At 66.0% G+C, this 22,188-nt stretch carries 17 protein-coding genes and 1 pseudogene; 9 read left to right on the top strand and 9 right to left on the bottom strand.

The genetic code is table 11. The features are described 5' to 3' along the window. Window positions 1-241 precede the first annotated feature (241 nt). Window positions 242-1,444, top strand: coding sequence for a 3-oxoadipyl-CoA thiolase (gene pcaF, locus BMI01S_RS04340; protein WP_028209717.1), 1,203 nt, complete (start codon window positions 242-244; stop codon window positions 1,442-1,444). Window positions 1,445-1,525: 81 nt separating this feature from the next. Here the strand turns inward: pcaF and BMI01S_RS40645 are convergent, their stop codons facing one another. The 3 genes from BMI01S_RS40645 to gabT form a co-directional block, all read right to left on the bottom strand. Further along, on the bottom strand, window positions 1,526-1,999 hold the full coding sequence (locus BMI01S_RS40645) for a hypothetical protein (protein WP_154671207.1): 474 nt from the start codon (window positions 1,997-1,999) through the stop codon (window positions 1,526-1,528). 206 nt (window positions 2,000-2,205) lie between these two features. Then, complete coding sequence (gene gabD / locus BMI01S_RS04330; RefSeq protein ID WP_036044734.1) at window positions 2,206-3,657, bottom strand: NADP-dependent succinate-semialdehyde dehydrogenase; 1,452 nt, start codon at window positions 3,655-3,657, stop codon at window positions 2,206-2,208. 139 nt (window positions 3,658-3,796) lie between these two features. Then, window positions 3,797-5,089: a 4-aminobutyrate--2-oxoglutarate transaminase gene (gene gabT / locus BMI01S_RS04325; RefSeq protein WP_028209715.1), complete on the bottom strand. Its 1,293-nt coding sequence runs from the start codon at window positions 5,087-5,089 to the stop codon at window positions 3,797-3,799. A 127-nt stretch (window positions 5,090-5,216) separates the two neighbouring features. Here gabT and pdxR point away from each other — a divergent pair, with 127 nt between their 5' ends. After that, a complete protein-coding gene (gene pdxR / locus BMI01S_RS04320) occupies window positions 5,217-6,854 on the top strand; it encodes a MocR-like pyridoxine biosynthesis transcription factor PdxR (RefSeq protein ID WP_028209714.1) in 1,638 nt (545 codons plus the stop codon). Between the two features lie 4 nt (window positions 6,855-6,858). Here pdxR and BMI01S_RS04315 read toward each other — a convergent pair whose 3' ends face one another. The 4 genes and pseudogenes from BMI01S_RS04315 to phnC form a co-directional block, all read right to left on the bottom strand. After that, a complete protein-coding gene (locus BMI01S_RS04315; RefSeq protein ID WP_028209713.1) occupies window positions 6,859-7,695 on the bottom strand; it encodes an EamA family transporter in 837 nt (278 codons plus the stop codon). A gap of 166 nt (window positions 7,696-7,861) precedes the next feature. Further along, window positions 7,862-8,749: a phosphonate ABC transporter, permease protein PhnE gene (gene phnE, locus BMI01S_RS04310; RefSeq protein WP_081715817.1), complete on the bottom strand. Its 888-nt coding sequence runs from the start codon at window positions 8,747-8,749 to the stop codon at window positions 7,862-7,864. Window positions 8,750-8,757: 8 nt separating this feature from the next. Then, window positions 8,758-9,708, bottom strand: a pseudogene (phnD, locus tag BMI01S_RS04305) (phosphonate ABC transporter substrate-binding protein); the annotation flags it as partial. A gap of 69 nt (window positions 9,709-9,777) precedes the next feature. Then, a complete protein-coding gene (gene phnC / locus BMI01S_RS04300) occupies window positions 9,778-10,605 on the bottom strand; it encodes a phosphonate ABC transporter ATP-binding protein (protein ID WP_042288429.1) in 828 nt (275 codons plus the stop codon). A 341-nt stretch (window positions 10,606-10,946) separates the two neighbouring features. Here phnC and BMI01S_RS04295 point away from each other — a divergent pair, with 341 nt between their 5' ends. The 4 genes from BMI01S_RS04295 to BMI01S_RS04280 all read left to right on the top strand — a co-directional run bounded on the left by BMI01S_RS04295 (window position 10,947) and on the right by BMI01S_RS04280 (window position 14,844). After that, the gene (locus BMI01S_RS04295) at window positions 10,947-11,981 is read left to right on the top strand and encodes a M14 family zinc carboxypeptidase (protein WP_028209710.1); all 1,035 of its coding nucleotides are present in this window, start codon (window positions 10,947-10,949) and stop codon (window positions 11,979-11,981) included. After that, window positions 11,978-12,751, top strand: coding sequence for an alpha/beta fold hydrolase (locus BMI01S_RS04290; RefSeq protein WP_036044731.1), 774 nt, complete (start codon window positions 11,978-11,980; stop codon window positions 12,749-12,751). Before BMI01S_RS04295 ends, BMI01S_RS04290 begins: the two co-directional genes overlap by 4 nt. Window positions 12,752-12,863: 112 nt before the next feature. Further along, window positions 12,864-13,931 (top strand): selenide, water dikinase SelD, encoded by a 1,068-nt coding sequence (selD, locus tag BMI01S_RS04285; protein WP_028209709.1) that lies wholly within the window; start codon window positions 12,864-12,866, stop codon window positions 13,929-13,931. A gap of 7 nt (window positions 13,932-13,938) precedes the next feature. Beyond that, a complete protein-coding gene (locus tag BMI01S_RS04280) occupies window positions 13,939-14,844 on the top strand; it encodes a cation diffusion facilitator family transporter (protein WP_028209708.1) in 906 nt (301 codons plus the stop codon). A gap of 186 nt (window positions 14,845-15,030) precedes the next feature. Here BMI01S_RS04280 and BMI01S_RS04275 read toward each other — a convergent pair whose 3' ends face one another. Both BMI01S_RS04275 and BMI01S_RS04270 read right to left on the bottom strand, forming a co-directional pair. Further along, window positions 15,031-15,303: a DUF4148 domain-containing protein gene (locus tag BMI01S_RS04275; protein WP_028209707.1), complete on the bottom strand. Its 273-nt coding sequence runs from the start codon at window positions 15,301-15,303 to the stop codon at window positions 15,031-15,033. Between the two features lie 202 nt (window positions 15,304-15,505). Beyond that, window positions 15,506-16,510 (bottom strand): LysR family transcriptional regulator, encoded by a 1,005-nt coding sequence (locus BMI01S_RS04270; protein ID WP_028209706.1) that lies wholly within the window; start codon window positions 16,508-16,510, stop codon window positions 15,506-15,508. A gap of 187 nt (window positions 16,511-16,697) precedes the next feature. Between BMI01S_RS04270 and BMI01S_RS04265 the strand changes: the two genes are divergently transcribed. From BMI01S_RS04265 to BMI01S_RS04255, 3 genes are all read left to right on the top strand, one after another. Then, window positions 16,698-17,591 carry an alpha/beta hydrolase gene (locus tag BMI01S_RS04265; RefSeq protein ID WP_028209705.1) on the top strand — a complete coding sequence of 298 codons (894 nt, stop codon included), beginning with the start codon at window positions 16,698-16,700 and terminating at the stop codon, window positions 17,589-17,591. Window positions 17,592-17,660: 69 nt separating this feature from the next. After that, entirely contained in the window at window positions 17,661-18,875 is a 1,215-nt protein-coding gene (locus BMI01S_RS04260; RefSeq protein WP_028230691.1) for an efflux RND transporter periplasmic adaptor subunit, read from the top strand. Window positions 18,876-18,996: 121 nt separating this feature from the next. Next, window positions 18,997-22,182, top strand: a complete 3,186-nt coding sequence (locus BMI01S_RS04255) for an efflux RND transporter permease subunit (RefSeq protein WP_028209703.1) — start codon at window positions 18,997-18,999, stop codon at window positions 22,180-22,182. Window positions 22,183-22,188 lie beyond the last annotated feature (6 nt).

Genomic DNA, 22,188 nt, shown 5'->3' with positions numbered 1-22,188 from the left:
CGGACACTTGTCCTGTGCGGCTTTTTCGTTTCTGGCACCACGTCCGCACGCTTGACACGCGTCCCGCGAGACGCCTATTATGGCCGTCAAATTGTTCGATTAACGATCATACGTTCGATAGTCGAACAAACCGCACGAGGACGTGCGCGCTCGATCTCCCGTTTTTCGCCCGCGCAGTCCGTCAATCTCAATCATCTTTGCATGGGATCGCATCAGTGCCTGCGATCGAAAGGAGACTCACATGACGGAAGCATTCATCTGCGACGCGATACGCACGCCGATCGGCCGCTACGCGGGCGCCCTGGCCCAGGTTCGCGCCGACGACCTCGGCGCTGTTCCCCTCAAGGCGCTGATGGCGCGCAACAAGGACGTGGACTGGACGGCAATCGACGACGTCATCTACGGCTGCGCGAACCAGGCGGGCGAGGACAACCGCAACGTCGCGCGCATGTCGGCGCTGCTGGCCGGACTGCCGCAGGCCGTGCCGGGCTCGACGGTGAATCGCCTGTGCGGCTCGGGGATGGATGCGGTGGGAATCGCCGCGCGCGCGATCAAGTCCGGCGAAACGGGGCTGATGATCGCAGGCGGCGTGGAGAGCATGAGCCGTGCGCCGTTCGTCATGGGCAAGTCGGCAAGCGCGTTCGCACGCGACGCCGCGATCCATGACACGACGATTGGCTGGCGCTTCGTCAATCCGCTGATGAAGCAGCAATACGGCGTCGATTCGATGCCGGAGACCGGCGAGAACGTCGCCGTCGATTACAACGTGAGCCGCGCCGACCAGGACGCATTCGCGCTGCGCAGCCAGCAGAAGGCCGCGCGTGCGCAGGCCGATGGCACGCTCGCCCAGGAGATCGTGGCGGTGACGATTGCGCAGAAGAAGGGCGATCCGATCGTCGTTTCGCGCGATGAACATCCGCGCGAGACCAGCCTCGAGGCGCTCGCCAAACTCAAGGGCGTCGTTCGCCCCGATGGTTCGGTCACGGCTGGCAATGCTTCGGGTGTGAATGATGGCGCCTGCGCCCTGTTGCTCGCCAACGAGGAAAACGCCCGTCGCTTTGGGCTCGTGCCGCGTGCCCGCGTGCTCGGTGTGGCCACTGCCGGCGTCGCGCCGCGTATCATGGGTATCGGCCCCGGGCCGGCTACCCAGAAGCTCCTCGCTCGCCTGAACATGACCATCGATCAATTCGACGTGATCGAGCTGAACGAAGCGTTTGCGTCGCAGGGGCTAGCCGTGCTGCGCATGCTCGGCGTTGCGGACGACGATCCTCGTGTCAACCCGAACGGCGGGGCGATCGCGCTCGGCCATCCGCTCGGGATGAGCGGCGCGCGCCTCGTGACTACGGCTACGTATCAGCTCCATCGCACGCAAGGCCGGTTCGCGCTCTGCACGATGTGCATCGGCGTCGGGCAGGGAATCGCGATTGCCATCGAGCGTGTTTGATCGTTGTCCGTTCTGATTGGAAAAAGCCGCGAATCTCTCGATTCGCGGCTTTTCTGTATGGTCGAACGCTTTGGCGTTGGCCTAGCTCGGGTCGCCCAGATGCGATGGCGCCTGAAGCGCGGCACGGTCGCTTGCGCGGGCGAGTCCCTGGTCCCGGTCTGCCGAAACGTGGCTGTTGGTGTTGCTCAGGCCCACGCGGCTCATGTGCGCGGACGACCTGCCGTCGGTGTGCGCGTGATGCGCCTGCGCGTGGAGCGCAGAACGGTCGGCGGCTCGCTCATGTCCCTTGTCGCGGTCCGCTGAAACGTGGCTGTTGGTATTGCTGAAGCCCGCCTTGCTCATATGGCCGAGCGACATGCCGTCCGCGTGGCCGAAGCTCGAGTGGCCAAGGCTTGCGCCCGTCGCGCCGGCGTGACCACCGCCATACCCGCCGCCGTTCCCGCCACCGCTGCCACCCCCGCCGCCACCATTGCCGCCGCCATGTGCGTACACCGAAGCAGATGCGCATGCCAGCAGACAGGCCGCCGCTGCAATGATCGTTCGTGCCTTTCTCACTTTCGTTTCCCCCATTTTTCAGTGCATCGATTGTATGGGGTGCCCAAATCGCAAGGGGCGCGCAATGTGTAATCGTGTGTAATTGCTGTTTCGGGTTTTTGGTATGACGATTTAGCGGGCCAGGCGGCTTTGGAGGTATGAGGGTCGCACGGGCGCCAGCGAAGGCGCCCGTCGTCCGTCCGCCCTGTGCGGTCCTGCCCGGCCGCTTACATACCGGCCATGCACATGTACTTGATGACGACGTAGTCGTCCACGCCGTAGTGCGAGCCTTCGCGGCCGAGGCCCGACTGCTTCACGCCGCCGAACGGCGCGACTTCGTTCGAGATCAGGCCGGTGTTGATGCCCACCATGCCGTATTCGAGCGCTTCGGCCACGCGCCACACGCGGCCGATGTCGCGGCTGTAGAAGTAGGCGGCGAGGCCGAACTCGGTATCGTTCGCCATCCTGATCACTTCTTCATCGGACGAGAAGCGGAACAGCGGCGCGAGCGGGCCGAAGGTTTCGTCGCGCGCGACCTTCATCGCGGGCGTCACACCCGTGAGGATGGTCGGCTCGAAAAAGCCGTGGCCGAGCGCATGGCGCTTGCCGCCCGCGATCACCTGGGCGCCTTTCGCGAGCGCGTCCTCGATGTGCGATTCCACCTTCAGCACGGCCGCTTCGTTGATGAGCGGGCCTTGCGTCACGCCCGCTTCGGTGCCGAGGCCGACCTTGAGCTTTTCCACCGCGTCGCGCAGCTTCGCGGCGAACGCGTCGTACACGGCGTCATGCACATAGAAGCGGTTCGTGCACACGCAGGTCTGCCCGCTATTGCGATATTTCGAGGCGATGGCGCCGGCCACCGCCGCATCGAGATCGGCGTCTTCGAACACGATGAACGGCGCGTTGCCGCCCAGTTCGAGCGAGACCTTCTTGACCGTCGAGGCGCACTGGCTCATGAGCAGGCGGCCCACGGGCGTCGAGCCCGTGAACGAGAGCTTGCGTACCGTCGGGTTGCTCGTGAGCTCGCCGCCAATCGCCTTCGGATCGCCCGTCACCACGCTGAAGATGCCGCGCGGCACGCCTGCACGTTCGGCCAGCACGGCCAGCGCGAGCGCCGAGAACGGCGTCGCTTCGGCGGGCTTGAGCACGATCGGGCAACCCGCGGCCAGCGCCGGGCCGACCTTGCGGGTGATCATCGCGGCGGGGAAGTTCCACGGCGTGATCGCGGCGCAAACGCCCACGGGTTCCTTCGTCACGACGATGCGCTTGTCGTTGGCGACGGTCGGAATCGTATCGCCGTAAATGCGCTTGCCTTCCTCCGCGAACCATTCGAGGAACGAAGCTGCATAGCCGATTTCGCCCTTCGCTTCGGCGAGCGGCTTGCCCTGTTCCGTGGTGAGGATGAGCGCGAGGTCGTCGGCGTTCTCCATCATCAGGTCGTGCCACTTGCGCAGGATGCCGCTGCGCTCCTTCGCGGTCTTCGCGCGCCATGCGGGCCATGCGGCGTTCGCGGCGGCGATCGCGCGGCGCGTTTCGGCAGCGCCCATGCGCGGCACCGTGCCGATCAGCGCGCCGGTCGCGGGGTTCCTCACTTCGAGCGTGGCGCCGTCTTCAGCGCCTTGCCATTCGCCGTTGATGAAGGCGTTGTGTTGCAGCAGCGATGCGTCTTTCAGGTTCATGTCTCTACTCCCGATAGCCGTGGATGCAATTCAGTTAGAACAACGAACGGCACAGCGGCAATCGCCGGTGTGCCGTTGCGTGGGTGGCCCGCTCGCGGCGGGCCAGGCGGGCTTTGCGGTGAAGCGGCGCGCTGCAGGCTTACGCCGGCACGCCCACCGCTTCCTTGATCGACTCTTCGAGAATCGCGAGCGCTTCGTCGAACACGTTGTCCTGGATCGTGAGCGGGAACAGGAAACGCACGACGTTCGAGTACACGCCGCACACGAGCAGCAGCAGGCCGCGGTTCAGCGCGGCGGTTTGCACGCGCTTCGTGAAGTCGGCGTCGGCTTCGCTCGTGCCCGGCTTGCAGAATTCCACGGCGTTCATCGCGCCCGGGCCGCGCACGTCGGCGATTTGCGGCACGTCGGCCTTCATCGCCTCGAGCTTCGCCTTGAGCTTGTCGCCGAGCTTCGTGCCACGCTCGCAGAGCTTCTCTTCTTCGATGATCTCGATTACCGCATGGGCCGACGCCACGGCCAGCGGATTGCCCGCATAGGTGCCGCCGAGGCCGCCGGGCGCTGCCGCGTCCATGACGTCGGCGCGGCCCACCACGCCCGAGAGCGGCATGCCGCCCGCCAGGCTCTTGGCGATCGTCATGAGGTCCGGCGTGACGTCGTAGTGTTCCATCGCGAACAGCTTGCCGGTGCGAGCGAAGCCCGTTTGCACTTCGTCGGCGATCAGCAGGATGCCGTGCGTGTCGCAGATCTTGCGCAGGCCGCGCACGAAATCGGCGGGCGCCTGGTAGAAGCCGCCTTCGCCCTGAACCGGTTCGAAGATGATCGCGGCCACGCGCTTCGGATCGATGTCGGCCTTGAACAGCATCTCGATGTGCTTGAGCGAATCAGCCGTGCTGATGCCGTGGACCGAGTTGGGGTACGGGGCGTGGTAGACGTCGGCCGGGAACGGGCCGAACGCGAGCTTGTACGGGGCGACCTTGCCCGTGAGTGCCATGCCCATCAGCGTGCGGCCGTGAAAGCCGCCCGCGAAGGCGATCACGCCCGGCCGGCCGGTGTGGGCGCGCGCGATCTTGACGGCGTTCTCGACGGCTTCGGCGCCGGTCGTGAAGAACGCGGCCTTCTTCGCGAAGCTGCCCGGCGCGCGCTGTGCGACCTTCTCGGCCAGCGAGACATACGACTCGTAGGGGACGATCTGGTAGGCGGTGTGCGTGAAGTGGTCGAGCTGCGCCTTGATCGCGGCGACGATCTTCGGATGGCGGTGGCCCGTGTTGCACACGGCGATGCCCGCGGCAAAGTCGATGAAGCGGCGGCCTTCGACGTCCCACAGCTCGGCGTTCTCGGCGCGCTCGGCGTAGAAGTCGCACATCACGCCCACGCCACGCGGGGTGATAGCGTTCTTGCGGCTCTGCAGGTCGGCGTTCTTGCTCACGTTCATCTCCTTCGGAATCAGTGTCGGTTCTCTGGTTGGCTGGCGGACCAGCGGGTAATCCATGTCGCGACTATACTCACGTTTGGCTCTAAAATTCAGAGCCATTCGGTGCAATCTTTAGGAGCCAATTTCGATGCGCGCAAGTGTCCTGTCCGACTGGCTGGCCCAACGGCTCGATCGCGGGAGCGCCCAGCCCGTCTACAGGCAGCTCCACAAGCTGCTGCAGCAGGCGATCCTTTCGCGCGAGCTGCCCGCGGGGGCGCGCGTGCCGTCGTCGCGGCTGCTCGCGGCCGAGCTGGGCATTGCGCGCAATACCGTGACGCAGGTGTACGAGCAATTGGTGCTCGAAGGCTATGTGACGTCGGCGACGGGGCGCGGCACCTACGTGGCCGATACGTCGCCGGACGAGATCGTCGGGTCGGCGGAAATTGGCTCCATCGAAGCGTCAGGAAATAGCGGAATGTTTGGCGCGGCGGCGCGGGCGAGCGGCGTTGCAACTAACAGCCCCGCGCGCCTGCCCAGCACGGCAGCGCCCGGCGCGACGATGGGCAGCGGGCAGGGCGCGCTCGCGACAGACCACCCGCAGCGCTCCGCGGCCACGGCCCGCGCGCTCTCCGCACGCGGCGCGCGCCTGATCGCGAGCGCGGGGGTGTCGAAACGCCAGGGCGGCGCGTTCATGCCGGGCGTGCCCGACGTCTCGCGCTTCCCGGCGCGCATCTGGACGCGTCTGCACAACAAATACTGGCGCAGCCTGCGCCCCGACCTGCTGACCTACGCGCCCGGCGGCGGGCTCGCGCTGCTGCGCCATGTGCTGGCCGACTATCTGCGCACCTCGCGTTCGGTGCGCTGCTCGCCGGAGCAGATCATCATCACGACGGGCATCCATCAGTCGATCGACCTGGCCGTTCGTCTGCTCTCCGACCCCGGCGACACGATCTGGACCGAAGATCCCTGCTACTGGGGCGTGCGCAGCGTGCTGCACGTCTCGGGCCTCAATACGCGGCCGATTGCCGTGGACAGCGAAGGTCTCAATCCTTCGCCCGCCGATTTCGCGGCGCCCCCGCCGCGGCTCATGCTGGTCACGCCCTCCCACCAATATCCGCTCGGCATGGTGATGAGCCTCGCGCGCCGGCGCATGCTGCTCGAGTACGCGCGCCAGCATCAGTGCTCGATCATCGAGGACGATTACGACAGCGAGTTCCGCTATGGCAGCCGCCCGCTCGCCTCCTTGCAGGGGCTCGATACGGCAGGCCAGGTGATTTACGTGGGGAGCTTCGGCAAGACGCTGTTTCCGGGGCTGCGCGTCGGCTATCTCGTCGCGCCGGAAGCGCTCGCGGAAAGCTTCGCGACCGCGAGCGCCGAGCTGTATCGCGAGGGGCAATTGCTGCAGCAGGCCGTGCTGGCCGAATTCATCGCCGAGGGGCACTTCACCTCGCACATCCGCAAGATGCGCGCACTGTATGGCCAGCGTCGCCAGGTGCTGCTCGACGCGCTCACGCGCCGCTACGGCGACGCTTTGCCCGCCATCGGCGGCGACGCGGGCCTGCACGTCGTCCTGCAGCTGCCCGAAGGCAGCGACGACCGCGCCGTGGCCGAAGCCGCGCTCGCGCGCAATATCGTGGTGCGGCCGCTTTCCGGGTATTACTCGTCGCGCGAGCGTGCGAACGCGGGATTGCTGATCGGCTACGCGTGCGTGCCCGACGAAGAGATCCCGCCGGCGTTCGAGACGCTCGCCGAGGCAATCGACACGACCTTGCCCGCGTTCGCGTGAACGGTCAGAGGCGAATCAGCACCGCCCCGCAGGTCACCAGCGCGCACGCCACCATGCGCCGCGCCGTGAGCTTCTCGTTCATGAAGAGCCAGCCGATCAGCACGGCGAAGATCGACGAGAGTTCGCGCAGCGCGGAAACCATCGCAATCGGTAGAAACCGGAACGCCTCGATCACGAGGCAGTATGCCGTCAGGGCGAGCACGCCCGCGAGCATGCCGCGCGCGACCGCGGACTTCGAAGTGAACATCTGCGCCGCGCCGCCGCGCAGCTTGCAGACCAGGAGAAACTGCGGGACGTTCCAGAGCAGATACACCCACATGATGTAGCTGAGCGCATTGCCGGCGAGGCGGGCGCCGAGTCCGTCGATGACCGAGTACATCGCGATGAAAAGGCCCGTGAGCAGCGCATAGGGCACGCTCTCGCCCGAAAAGCGCATGCCGCGCCGGAACGCGAGCGACATGATGCCGAGCGAGACGAACGCAACGCCTGTTGCGGCGAATGCGTGCAGCTGCTCGTGCGCGAATACCAGCGCGCCCACGAACACGAGCAGCGGCGAGAGCCCGCGCGCGATGGGGTAGATCTGCCCGAAGTCGCCGCTGCGATATGCGCGGATCAGCGTGAAGCAGTACGCGAACTCAAGCACCACCGAAGCCGCGATATACGGCCAGCTCGCCTGTGCGGGCAGCGGCAGCACGCACACGGCGACCGCGCTCACGGCGATGTACGGGATCGAGAACATGCCGAGCAGCCAGAGGCGGTCGCCCGAAAGATGAAGGAAGGCGTTCCAGCTCGCGTGCATGAGCGCCGAGAGCAGGACCAGCAGGACGACGAAACTGGCCATCGGGGTTTTGCGTATCGGTTGAAAGACGGGCGGGCCGTTGCGGCCGCAAGGAAACGATTATTTCACCGAATGCGGACGATTGCCACAAATCGCCACAAATTGACAGAAAACGGGTTGCGCGAGCCGTGTTGCGGCTCGCCCGGGGGATGCACAGTGAGGGGTAGCGTCAGATCACGCGCGCGCGCAGTCGCGCGGAGATGAGATCGATGGCCGTGACCACGGCGATCACCATGATGAGGACGGCACTGGTCTGCTGATAGTCGAACGAGCGGATTTCCTCATACAGCACGACGCCGATGCCGCCCGCGCCCACCATGCCCACCACCATTGCCGAGCGCACGTTCGACTCGAACCGGTAGAGCGCGTACGAGATCCACAGCGGCAGGACCTGGGGCAGCACGCCATAGATGATCTCGTCGAGCGGCGAGGCGCCCGTGGCGCGCACGCCTTCGACCGGGCGCGGGTCGATGGCTTCGACGGCTTCGGCGAAGAGCTTCGCGAGCACGCCCGTGGTGTGGACCCACAAGGCGAGCACGCCTGCGAACGGCCCGAGCCCCACGGCCACGATGAACAGCATGGCGAACACCATTTCGTTGATGGCGCGGCACGCGTCCATCAGGCGGCGCACGGGATGCAGCACCCAGTTGGGCGCGAGATTGTGCGCCGACATCAGCCCGAACGGCACCGCACAGACGATGGCGAGCGCCGTGCCCCACAGCGCGACGGCGAGCGTGACCCACATCTCGCCCACATAGGTGCGCCATTCCGTGAAATTCGGCGGGAAGAAGCCGCGCGCGAACGTGCCCATGTTCGCCGAATCGGAGAATAGGTCGAGCGGGCGCATGTCGGCACCGCGCCAGGTCACGCCCAGCAGCACGAACACGATGGCCCAGAGCAGGAGCGAGGACCAGCTGCGCTTGCCGGCCGCCGCCGTTGTCGCTGCGGCCCGCGCGGGGCGTTGCGCCTCCCCGTGTGATGCGGCGGCAGGCGAAGCCGCGGGTGCGTGCCCCGTGGCTTCGCCCTGCGGCGCGACGCGTGAGCTGTCGAAATCCATCGCGCCCATTACTGCTTCGCAGATGCGGCGAGCGCGCCGATCTTCGCGTCGATGGCCGCGAGCTGGCTCTTGCGGTCTTCGTCGGAGAGATGCGTGTCGGCGTTGATCTTCTCCTTCTGCTGGAACAGCGCGACCTGGCGGATCGGCAGCAGCTGCGCGTCGGTGGAGGGCGCGAAGCCGGCGAAGCCCGTGATATCAGCCATGATCTTCTTCTCGCGCGGATCCGTCTTCGCGTAGTGGTAGAAGAAGTCGCGCAGCTTTTGCTTCGTCGCTTCGGGCAGATCCTTGCGGTAGACGAGCGGATCGGACGGGATGAGCGGCGACGTCCACAGCACGCGCACCTGGGCGAAACCGTCCGGGTTCTTCTTCTGGAGCGTGGCGAGCTCGATGGTGTTGTTGGTGGCGATATCAACCTTGTTGTTCACCACGGCGAGCACGTTCGCTTCGTGGCTCGACGGCAAGACCGTCTTGAAGTTCGACGCATTCACCGAAACGCCGTGCTTTGCGAACAGGTAGTAACCCGGAATCAGCGTGCCCGACGTCGAATTGGGATCGCCCCAGCCGAGCGTGAGATCCTTTGTATTCCTGAACACATCGTCGATCGACTTCACGCGGCTGTTCACGTTCGTGATCAGCACCGACTTGTAGCCCGTGTCGCCGTTCGCGTAGAGCACCTTCGCGAAGATCTCGCCGTTCGAGCGGTCCACGGCTTCCATGGCCGAAGCATTGCCGAAGTAGCCGATCTGCACCTTGTTGAAGCGCATCGCCTCGATGATGCCCGAATAGTCAGTGGCGAAGAACGCCTTCACGCTCAAACCCGTCTGCTTGTTCAGGTCGTCGATGAACGGTTGCCAGCGTTGCTTGAGCACCGCCGAAGAATCCGTCGAGATGATGCCGAAGTTGAGGTCTTCCGCGTGGGCGGCCGCGCTGCCGAGTGAGGCGAACGCGACGGCGACGAGCGGAGCAGTGTCATGGGAGCGGTCAGTGGTGAGAGAAAAATGTAACGGGTTGAAGAATGCGTGGTGTTATCAGGCCGCGCGCGGTTGCGCGCCGAAGCGCCGGGCAGCCGAAGGGTCGGCATGCGGTTCGAGCAGTTCGCGCGCGGCGCTGCCATAAAGCTGTTGCAGCAAGGCGGGCGTGAGCGAGCCCGAAGCGCCGTCGTACACCACGCGTCCGTCGCGCAGCGCCACGGTGCGCGCGCAGTACTCCATGGCGATATCCACCTGATGCAGCGAGACGAGCACCGTAAGGCCGTGTTCGCGGTTCAGCATGCGCAGCATGTCCATCACGCGGCGCGACGATTCGGGGTCGAGCGAGGCGATCGGCTCGTCGGCGAGGATGAGGCGCGCGCGCTGCACGAGCGCGCGTGCGAGCGCCGCGCGCTGCTCCTGCCCGCCCGAGAGATTCGCGGCGCGTTCGGCGGCCTTGTGCGCGATGCCCACTTCGCCGAGCGCGGCAAGCATCAGCTCGCGCTCGGCGCGCGGAAAGCGGCCCGTGAGGCGGCGCCACAGCGGCAGTCGCGCAAGCGCGCCGACCAACACATTCGTTTCGACCGTGAGGCGATGCACGAGATTGAACTGCTGGAACACGAAGCCGATGTCCCGACGAATGCGGCGCACCTCCCGCACGATCCGTCCGTCCTGCTGAATAGGACGACCAAGGATTTCGATGCGCGAAGGCTGCGGGTCGGAAGCCGTGAAGCCCGCAATATGACGCAGCAAGGTCGATTTACCCGAACCCGACGCGCCGATCAACGCGACCATCTCGCCCTCGCCGACGCGCAGGTTGATTTCGTCGAGCGCCTTGCGGCCACTGTCGAAGCTTTTCGAGAGGCGTTCGATGCGTATGGCGTCCATAACGAACCATCACTGTGTAGTCGAGGGCTCATTCTAGGAAGCGACTGTGACGGTTGAGTGAAGGTGTCGCGACGTCTAGACGACTATACGTATCGAGGTCTTCTGAGGGAGCGATAAATTTGACACCATGTGACAGCCACATGACGCCAAACATCTGTCATGCTCAACATCGAGGGAAGCGGCTATATTGTTGGGCAACGCACATGCTGTCCCTGGTTTTGCCGACTCGTCTTTGACTCATGATTGACACATCGTCGACAAGAACCGCAAGCACAAAGCAGTTGTAGACAATGCGGCCGCGCATCCCGACCCTGATCCGAACGAGCGACGAAACCGGCGCCATGCAGGCACTGAGCTTCCTACCCGACAGCTTCGCGGAATACGAGGAACTCAAGGAGATTCTCGATGCCGGCGCACGCTGGTTCGATATTCGCAGCGCGGGCGAAGTCGAGGTGCGGGGGCGCACTTTTTCGCTCTACGTGGCGGCGATCGGCTCGCGCGATCCGGCTGCGCCCGCCATCGGCTTCTTCGGCGGCATTCATGGTCTCGAGCGCATCGGCTCGCAACTGGTGCTCGATTACATGCGGGCATTGGTCGGGCGTCTCGCGTGGGACGACCTGCTCGCGCGGCAGCTCGAATCGGTGCGCATCGTCTTCGCCCCGATCTTCAACCCCGGCGGCATGTGGCTCGCCACGCGCGCCAACCCGAATGGCGTGGACCTCATGCGCAACGGGCCGCAAGACGCCGATGGACGCGTGCCCTTTCTAGCGGGCGGCCAGCGCGTCGGCTCGTGGTTGCCCTGGTATCGCGGCAGGCGCGGCGCGCCGATGGAGGTGGAGGCGGCGGCGCTCCTCGAGATCGTCGGCGAAGAGCTCACGAGCCGGCCGCTTTCGTTCGCGCTCGACTGCCATTCGGGCTACGGCTGGAGCGACAGTATCTGGTTTCCGTACGCGCGCACGCGCCGCCTCATGCGCCACTTGCCCGAGATGTACGTGCTCAAGACGATGTTCGAGCGCGCGCATCCGCACCACGGCTACACCTTCGAGCCGCAGAGCCATCAATATCTGCTGCACGGCGACCTCTGGGATTGCGCGTACGACCGCGCGCCCGCGAGCAATGTCTTCCTGCCGCTCACGCTCGAACTGGGCTCGTGGTTGTGGATCAAGAAGAACCCGCGCCAGATCTTCTCCCGGCAAGGCATGTTCAATCCGCTCATGGCGCATCGTACGGCGCGCGTGCTGCGCCGCCACGCGAACCTGTTCGAGTTCCTCACGCGCGCGGCATATTCGGCGCCGCGCTGGCTGCCCGAGGGCGTGACGCGCGACCAGGTGCTGCAAAGCGCGATCGGGCACTGGTACAAAAGGCCGGGCGCATGAGCGGACCGTGGATCCTGCTGCGCGGCCTCACGCGCGAATCGCGCCACTGGGGGGCGTTCGCCACGCTCCTCGCCGCGAAAGGCGGCGGGCTGCCCATCGACCTGCCCGGCAACGGCGCACTGGCGAGCCAACGCTCGCCCTTCGCGGTCGAGGCCTACGTGGACGCGTTGCGTGCCGAGGCGCGGCGGCGCGGCGCACACGCGCCCTACCGCGTGCTCGCGATGTCGCTGGGTGGCATGGTGGCCACGGCGTGGGCGCTGCGCTACCCCGAAGAGATCGCGAGGCTTGCGCTCGTCAACACGAGCATGCGGCCATATAGCCGACCTTACGAGCGCTTGCGGCCCGCCGCATGGCCCGCGCTCGTGCGCGTGGCGCGTCATTGGAGCGGCCGCGACCGCGAGAGCATTGCCGAGACGCTGATACACGGCCTGACCTGCGCGCGCCGCGACACGCTCGCCGCCGACCTCGAAGCATGGCGTGCGATTCGTGCCAGCGCGGGCGTGAGCCGTGCAAACGCGCTGCGCCAGCTAGCCGCTGCCGCGCGTTTCGAGGCGCGCGGCGTGCCGCGTTGTGCGGTGCTCGTCGTGTCGTCACGCGGTGACAGGCTCGTGAATCCGGTTTGCTCGGAGCGCCTCGCGAGGGCCTGGTGCGCGCCGCACGTCGAGCATCCGTGGGCGGGGCACGATCTGCCGCACGACGACCCGCACTGGCTCGCCGACGCGCTCCATGCCGTCGACGTCGCCGGCGCCGCCGCGGCCGGGCCGGCCTGAGCCGGCCAGGCCAAGCCAGGCCGGGGCCGCCGCGCGCCCGCACGGATCGTCCGTCCGACGATTGCCCCATAATACGAAGCTCAATCCGGCACTTTCAGGACGATTTCCAGACATGAACGAGAAACCCGCCATCGGCGCCGCCGTGCCGCGCCTCACGAGCCTTTCGCACGGCGGCGGCTGCGGCTGCAAGATCGCACCGGGCGTGCTTTCCGCGCTGCTCGCCCGCAGCACGCCGCTGACCGCCGCGTTTCCGAACCTGCTGGTCGGCACCGAGACCGCCGACGACGCCGCCGTCTACAAGCTCAACGACGAGCAGGCGATCGTCGCGACCACGGACTTCTTCATGCCGATTGTCGACGACCCGTACGACTTCGGCCGCATCGCCGCGACCAACGCGCTGTCGGACGTCTACGCGATGGGCGGCAAGCCGATTCTCGCGCTCGCGCTGGTCGGCATGCCCATCAACGTGCTTCCGCACGACGTGATCGCGCAGGTGCTGCGCGGCGGCGAGGATGTCTGCGCGGCAGCGGGCATTCCCGTGGCGGGCGGCCATTCGATCGATTCCGTCGAGCCCATCTACGGGCTCGCGGCGCTCGGCGTGGTGCATCCCCAGCGCGTGAAGCGCAACGCATCGGCGCGCGCGGGCGACGTGCTCGTGCTGGGCAAGCCGCTCGGCGTGGGCGTGCTGTCGGCCGCGCTCAAGAAGGAGCTGCTCGACGCCGCCGGCTACGAGGCCATGGTGGCCGCGGCGACCCAGCTCAACAAGCCCGGCGCGACGCTGGCGGAACTGCCCGGCGTCCACGCCATGACCGATGTGACCGGCTTCGGGCTGCTTGGCCACACGCTCGAAATCGCGCGCGGCGCGAACCTCACGGCGCACGTGCGCTATGCCGACCTGCCGTGGCTGCCGGGCGTGCAGAAGTTCGTGGATCAGGGCGTATTCACGGGCGCGTCCGGGCGCAACTGGGCCTCGTACGGCGAGGCCGTCACGCTCGCGCCCAGCCTGCCCGAAAGCGCGCGCACGCTGCTCACCGACCCGCAAACCTCGGGCGGCCTGCTCGTGGCGTGCGCGCCCGAAAGCGTGGACGAAGTGCTGGCGATTTTCCGCGCAGACGGCTTCGACGAGGCGCGCGTGATCGGGGAAATGCGCGAAGGCCCGGCCCGCGTGGAAGCGGCATGAGGGCGCGATGAGCGGAGAATCGCCGAAAGCCATCTTCTACGCGCTCGCTGCGAATTTCGGCATCGCCGTCTGCAAGTATGCCGCCGCGGCGTTCACGGGTTCGGGATCGATGTTCGCGGAAGCGATTCACTCGACGGCCGATTGCGGCAATCAGCTGCTGCTGCTCTTCGGCCTGCGCCAGTCGCGCGAGCCGGCTACGCCGCTGCACCCGATGGGCACGGGCCGCGCGATCAACTTCTACTCGCTGCTCGTCGCGCTGCTGCTGTTCTTCGTGGGTGGCGCGTTCTCGGTGTACGAGGGCGTTCACCGGCTGATCCTTCGCGAACCGTTGCGCTTCGTGTACGTGGCGCTCGTCGTGCTCGGCATTTCGGTGGTGCTCGAAGCGTTTTCGCTTTACGGCGCGATCCGCGAGATCCGCAAGGGCGCGCCCACGAAATCGCTGTGGCGCTGGGCGCGCGAAACCCGTGACTCGGACCTGCTCGTCGTGGCCGGCGAAGATATCGCCGCGCTGGCAGGTCTCGCCATTGCGTTCGCGGCGGTGCTGCTCACGGTCGTGACAGGCAATCCCGTATGGGACGCGTGCGGCTCGATCGGCGTGGGCATTTTGCTCATGCTGATCGCCTGGTTCATCGCGCGCGAGGTGAAGTCGATGATCGTGGGCGAATCGGCGAGTCCGGAAATGCGGCGGGAGATCGAAACGTTCCTGCGCTCGCGCCCCGAGATTCGCAGCATCATCAGCCTCATTACCCTGCAATGGGGCAAGGAGGTGATGGTGGCCGTGCAGTGCGAAATGCTCGACTACGAGCACAGCCGCACCATGGTCGAGGCGATCAACGAAATCGAAGCCGCTTTGCAGGCGCGCTTTCCCGTCGTGCGCTGGGTGTTCTTCGAGCCGGATTTCGTGCAGCGGTAATGCCATGGCCCACCGGTCGCTGAACCGGCGGGCCTTTTCAGACCTACACGTGGCGCACTAGTGGCGAAACGGCATCCACACGGGCGTCGTGTTGTCCCACTGTTCGAGTTCGGACGGTACGGTCGAATTCATATCGGACTCCTCTATTCCTGGCCTTGCGATTGAATGTCGATGCCCTTTGCGGCGTTATTCGCCAGCCTGCGCGACGCGAGCGGGGCCGTTTGCGCGGCCTTCCTGCAGCGCGATGCGTTGCGCTTGCGTGCGGCCGATCAGGCTTTGCTCGGGGTAGGTCGTCTTGTTGAGCGAGGGCAGGGTGCCGTCGCGATACGCGGCGACGATTTCGGCTTTCACTTCGGCGCGCGTTTTCGGGGCGCTGTTGTCCTGGGCGAAGGCCGAAGCGCTCGCGGCGAGCGAGAGAGCGAGCGTGGCGCCAATGGCGGTAGCGAGAGTGCGTGTCATGATCTGCTCCTGTTATATCGATGCCGCGAGGGCTGCGGCGACAGGAGCAAATGTAGTTGCGCGGCCGTTCGCGATAAACGGCCGGAACGCGAAAGCAATTGTCGAGAATCCGGAACAATCGCTGCGCCGCGCCCGCGCAAGCCTTTGCGGACGCGGCTTCGACGGCGGGCGCAGCGCTACGCCGTCCAACTTACGCGGGCAACTACGCGGCCCATTCCGAAACGACCGGCGTTTCGAGCGCCGGCGCGTTTTCGCGCTCTTCGATCGTGCGCATCGTGCAGGCCTTGTCGAGCGAGGCGCGGCCGCTCAGGAGCGGGCAACGGTCGAACACTTCGGCGATCCAGTCCACGAACACGCGCACTTTCGGCGACAGATGGCGGCTGTGCGGATACACGGCCGAAATCGGCATGGGCAGCGGCTTGAAATCGGGCAGCACTTCGACGAGCGCCCCCGACTTCAGATGCGGCAGCACCATGTAGCGCGGCGCCTGGATCAGGCCGAAACCCTCGATGCCGCAGGTCACATAGGCGTCCGCATCGTTGACCGAGACCATGCTCTTGAGCTTGACCTCCACTTCCTTGCCGTCGACGAGGAAGGCCCAGTCGATGACGCGCCCCGTGCGCGATGAAAAGTAATTCACGGCGCGATGCTCGGCCAGTTCCTCGAGCGTTTGCGGCGTGCCGTGGCGCTCGAGATACGCGGGCGCCGCGCACGACACGCCTTCGAAGATGCCGATGCGCCGGGCCACCAGCGACGAATCCTGGAGCGCGCCCACGCGCACCACGCAATCCACGCCTTCCTGAAGCAGGTCGACCGGGCGGTCGGAGAGCCCGAGCTGCAGATCGATGTCCGGATAGCGCCCGTGGAATTCGCACAGCGATGGAATCACGATGAGCCGCCCGATCGAACCGGGCATGTCGATGCGCAGCTTGCCGTGCGGCTTGCGGTTGCGATCCTGGAATGTGGTTTCCGTTTCCTCGACGTCGGCGAGAATGCGCACGCAGCGCTCGTAATACGCGGCGCCGTCGGGCGTGAGCGAGAGGCGCCGCGTCGTGCGGTGCATGAGGCGCACGCCGAGAAACGCTTCGAGGTTCTGAATGATCGTCGTGACCGATGCGCGCGGCATGTCGAGCGTCTCGGCTGCGCGCGTGAAGCTGTTGGTATCGACGACGCGGGTGAACACCTGCATGGCCTGAAGGCGGTCCATTGCCACTCTCCGAAAGTGTTCGGACGCACGCCGCGCGGTGCTTGAATGAACGCTCGCGCGAAAAGAAGAGACAGATTGTTCAGGTGCGCCGAATTGTGTTGCCGGATTATAGGCATTTATTTGCAAGTCTGCCGAACCCACAATTCGCTGCATCTGAAGCTACTCTCGCGCATTGCGCCGATTCGACATGGATGTCTTTAAACGCCCGGCGTCCTGGATTCCCGCGGAAGACGCATCGCTCGCCGAAGTGCCGGCGGCTGTGCCTCTTTCCGCGCCCGCCAGGCCCAGCAAGGCACACACGCTGCTCACGACCGACGTGGCGATCGAAGGTTATGCGCAGCAGATCCCGCTGCGCCTGTATCGCCCCGAAGGCGCGAACGGCCTGCCGGTGCTGCTGTATTTCCACGGCGGCGGCTTCGTGCGCGGGTCGATCGACGAAGCGGACGCCGTCGGGCGTTTTCTCGCAGAACGCTTACCCGCGCTCGTAGTGAGTGTGGGTTACTCGCTTGCGCCGAAGCACCCGTTTCCCGCCGCGCCTGAAGACGCGCATCGCGCGGCGCTCTGGGCGCTCACGCGGGCCCGCGCCTTCGGCGGCAACCCGAAGCGCGTGCTTGCGGCGGGCCACGACGCGGGCGGCCAGATCGCCAATGTGCTCGCCTTCATGGGTCGAGATCGCGGCGACGTGAAGCTCGCGGCCCAGGCGCTGTTCGCGCCGATGCTGGACCCGAGCCTCACGCGCCTCGGCGACGAAGCGCGGCTCGGCTCGGACATCACCGCAAGCGAATGCGCGGCGTGCTATCGGGCCTATCTGCCCGATGCCGCGCAGCGCATGCATCCGTACGCGGCGCCGCTCGAATCGCTGCGGCTCGGCGGGTTGCCGCCCACGCTCATCGTGACCGCACAGAACGACGTGCTGCACATCGAAGCGGAGAAGTACGCGAGCCGCCTGATCGATGCCGGCGTGCGCACCCAGGTGGTGCGTTACCCGAGCGTCTCGCACGCGAACCTCGCGGCGCATCCGGCCGCGCTCAGCGAAGCGCTGCGGTTTTTCCAATGTTGCTTCGACGCAGGCGCCTCGTAGGCGAAGCGCCGGCGCCGCGGTGATGCCGAACCAGTCAAGAACAATCAACCATTATTTCTGGAGTCCGACATGTCACTCTTTTCGCAATCCCGTACCCGCATCGCGCTGGCGGTCATTGGCGTGCTCGTGGTCGCGGGGCTGGGCACGCTCGGGGCCGTGCGCCTCGACTCCCATCCCGCCGTGGCCGCCGAAGCGCCGCCCGCGCCCGAAGTCGATGTCGCGGCCGTGGTCAACCGCACGATCACCGACTGGCAGACCTACTCCGGCCGCATGGCCGCCGTCGAAAAAGTGGAGATCCGTCCGCAGGTGTCGGGCACGATCGTCTCCGTGAACTTCCGCGACGGTGCGCTCGTGAAGCAGGGCGACACGCTCTTCGTGATCGATCCGCGTCCGTACCAGGCGGCCGTCGATCAAGCGGCGGCGCAGCTCGCGGCCGCGCAGGCGCGCACGGGCTACGCCCAAAGCGACTGGGAGCGCGCGCAGCGACTCATCGGCGACAACGCCATTGCGAAGCGCGACTACGACGAGAAGCAGAACGCCTCGCGCGAAGCGAGCGCCAATCTCAAGGCGGCGCAGGCCGCGCTCGAAGCCGCGCAGATCAATCTGGGCTATACGCGCATCGTCGCGCCCGTTGCGGGGCGCGTGTCGCGCGCCGAGATCACGGTGGGCAACGTCGTTTCGGCGGGGGCGAGCGCCGCGCCGCTCACGACGCTCGTTTCCGTATCGCCCATCTACGCCGAGTTCGACGCCGACGAGCAGACCTACCTCGACTACATCAGCCGCATGAAGGACGGCTCGAAGGTGCCTGTCGAACTGGGTCTTGCGAACGAAACCGGCTATTCGCGCAAGGGCACGATCGAGTCGGTGGACAACCGGCTCGACACCACGTCGGGCACGATCCGCGTGCGCGCGCGCTTCGACAACGCCGATGGCGCGCTCGTCCCGGGGCTTTATGCACGCATCAAGGTGGGCGGCAGCGCGCCCCATCCGGCGCTGCTCGTCGACGATGCCGCCATCGGCACGGACCAGGACAAGAAGTTCGTCTACGTCGTGGACGGCAGCGGCAAGATCGCCTACCGCAACGTGCAGACGGGCGGCCAGCAGGGCAACCTGCGCGTGATCGTGAGCGGCCTGAACGCCGGCGACCACGTGGTGGTGAACGGCACGCAGCGCGTGCGGCCCGGCGAGACGGTGCGTTCGCACATGGTGCCGATGAACGGCGACCCCGACGCCGACTCGACCCATACCGCGGCGAACGCCGGCAAGACGGCAAAGACGTCCTGACGAGCGGCGGGCGTATGCGATCCCGGCATTCGCCTCGAAGCCAATCAGGAACCCTAATCGTCTGAAGACGCGCGCGTATCGTTGCGCGTTCAAAGATGAGCGTCATGAAAAAGAGCAACCCATGAACATATCGAAATTCTTCATCGACCGGCCGATCTTCGCGGGCGTGCTGTCCGTGCTGATCCTGCTGGCCGGCGTGATCGCGCTGTTCCAGTTGCCGATCTCCGAGTACCCGGAAGTCGTGCCGCCTTCGGTGGTCGTCCACGCGCAGTATCCGGGCGCGAACCCGAAGGTGATTGCGGAAGCCGTGGCGGCGCCGCTCGAAGAGCAGATCAACGGCGTGGAGAACATGCTGTACATGCAGTCGCAGGCCAATAGCGACGGCAATCTCACGCTCACGGTCACGTTCCGCCTCGGCACCGACCCGGACAAGGCCACGCAGCTCGTGCAGAACCGCGTGAACCAGGCGCTGCCGCGCCTGCCGGAGGATGTGCAGCGTCTCGGTATCACGACCATCAAGAGCTCGCCCACGCTCACGATGGTGGTGCACCTGATCTCGCCGAACAATCAGTACGACATGACGTACCTGCGCAACTACGCGCTGCTCAACGTGAAGGACCGGCTCTCGAATATCCAGGGCGTGGGCGAAGTGCAGCTGTGGGGTGCGGGCGACTATGCCATGCGCATCTGGCTCGATCCGCAGAAGGTCGCGCAGCGCAATCTCACGGCCAACGACGTCGTGAACGCGATTCGCGAGCAGAACGTGCAGGTGGCGGCGGGCGTGATCGGCGCCTCGCCCAGCGTGCCCGGCACGCCGTTTCAGCTGAGCGTGAATGCGCGCGGCAGGTTGCGCACGGAAAGCGAGTTCGGCAACATCATCGTCAAGACGAATCCCGATGGCGGCGTGACGTATCTGCGCGATATCGCGCGCATCGAGCTGGCGGCCTCCGAATACGGCCTGCGTTCGCTGCTCGACAACAAGCCCGCCGTCGCGCTCGCGATCAACCAGGCGCCGGGCGCGAACTCGCTCGCCATCTCCGACCAGGTGCGCGCGGCGATGAAGGATCTGAAGCAGGACATGCCCGCGGGCGTGGACTACCGTATCGTCTACGACCCCACACAGTTCGTGCGCTCGAGCATCGAAGCCGTCGTGCATACGCTGCTCGAAGCGATCGCGCTCGTGGTGATCGTCGTGATCGTGTTCCTGCAAACGTGGCGCGCTTCGATCATTCCGCTCATCGCCGTGCCCGTGTCGATCGTCGGCACATTCTCGCTGCTGCTTGCGTTCGGGTTCTCCATCAACGCGCTGTCACTGTTCGGCATGGTGCTTGCCATCGGTATCGTCGTTGACGACGCGATCGTGGTCGTGGAAAACGTGGAGCGCAACATCGCCAGCGGGTTGTCCGCACGCGATGCGACATACAAGGCCATGCAGGAAGTGAGCGGGCCGATCATCGCCATTGCCCTCACGCTCGTGGCCGTGTTCGTGCCGCTCGCTTTCATGAGCGGTCTCACGGGCCAGTTCTACAAGCAGTTCGCGATGACCATCGCGATCTCCACGGTGATCTCGGCGTTCAATTCGCTCACGCTTTCGCCCGCGCTTTCGGCACTCCTGCTGCGTGGCCATGGCGAGAAGGAGGACTGGCTCACACGTGCGATGAACCTCGTGCTCGGCGGCTTCTTCCGTCGCTTCAACAAGGTATTCCAGCGCGGCTCCGAAAGCTATGGGCGCGGCGTGAACGGCGTGCTGCATCACAAGGGCGCGATGCTCGCGATCTACGTGGTGTTGCTCGGCGCCACCGTGCTGATGGCGCGTATCGTGCCGGGCGGCTTCGTGCCCGCGCAGGACAAGGAGTATCTGATCGCGTTCGCGCAACTGCCCAACGGCGCGTCGCTCGACCGCACGGAGAACGTGATTCGCGATATGAGCGCCATTGCGCTCAAGCAGCCCGGCGTGGAAAGCGCGGTGGCGTTCCCGGGCCTTTCGGTGAACGGCTTTACCAATAGCTCGAGCGCGGGCATCGTGTTCGTCACGCTCAAGCCGTTCAAGGACCGCAAGGGCAAGGCCCTTTCCGCAGGGGCGATCGCGGGCGCGCTGAACCAGCAGTACGCGGCGATCAAGGATTCGTTCGTCGCCGTGTTCCCGCCGCCGCCGGTGCTGGGCCTCGGCACGCTGGGCGGCTTCAAGATGCAGCTGGAGGATCACAGTGCGCTGGGTTACGAGGCGCTCAATCGCGCCACTCAGGACTTCGTCAAGCGTGCGTCGCAAACGAAGGAACTGGGTCCGACGTTCTCGAACTATCAGATCAACGTGCCGCAGCTGAACGTCGATCTCGACCGCACGAAGGCGAAGCAGCTTGGCGTGCCGGTCACGGACGTGTTCGATACGATGCAGATCTATCTCGGCTCGCTCTACGTGAACGACTTCAACCGCTTCGGGCGCGTGTACCAGGTGCGGGTGCAGGCCGATGCACCGTTCCGCCAGAAGGCCGACGACATCCTGCAGCTGAAAACGCGCAATGCCGCTGGCGAGATGGTGCCGCTCTCGTCGCTCATCACGGTCACGCCCACGTACGGCCCCGAAATGGTGGTGCGCTACAACGGCTACACCGCCGCCGACATCAACGGCGGCCCCGCGCCCGGTTACTCGTCGGGCCAGGCGCAGGCGGCGGCGGAACGCATCGCTGCCGAGGTGCTGCCGCATGGCGTGAAGTTCGAATGGACCGATCTCACGTATCAGCAGGTGCTGGCGGGGAATGCGGGCATCTGGGTGTTCCCGATCAGCGTGCTGCTCGTGTTCCTCGTGCTGGCCGCGCTGTATGAAAGCCTCACCCTGCCGCTCGCGGTGATCCTGATCGTGCCGATGAGCGTGCTGTGCGCGCTGACCGGCGTGTGGCTCACGCAGGGCGACAACAACATCTTCACGCAGATCGGCTTGATGGTGCTCGTCGGCCTCGCGTCGAAGAACGCCATCCTGATCGTGGAATTTGCGCGCGAACTGGAGCACGACGGACACACGCCGCTCACCGCCGCCATCGAGGCGAGCCGCCTGCGCCTGCGCCCGATCCTGATGACGTCCATCGCGTTCATCATGGGCGTGGTGCCGCTCGTGCTCTCCAGCGGCGCGGGTTCGGAGATGCGTCATGCGATGGGCGTGGCGGTGTTCTTCGGCATGCTGGGCGTGACGGCTTTCGGTCTGCTGCTCACGCCGGTGTTCTACGTGGTGCTGCGTACGCTCGCGGGCGGCAAGATTCACGTCGCGCAGAAGGACAACGCGCGTAAGCCCCAGTCGATGGTCGACGCTTGAGGCGCC

This window comes from Paraburkholderia mimosarum LMG 23256 = NBRC 106338, assembly GCF_000739815.1.
Classification (GTDB): Bacteria; Pseudomonadota; Gammaproteobacteria; order Burkholderiales; family Burkholderiaceae; genus Paraburkholderia; species Paraburkholderia mimosarum.
The sequence above is the reverse complement of the archived record's forward strand: the minus strand, read 5'-3'. Positions and strand labels throughout refer to the sequence as shown.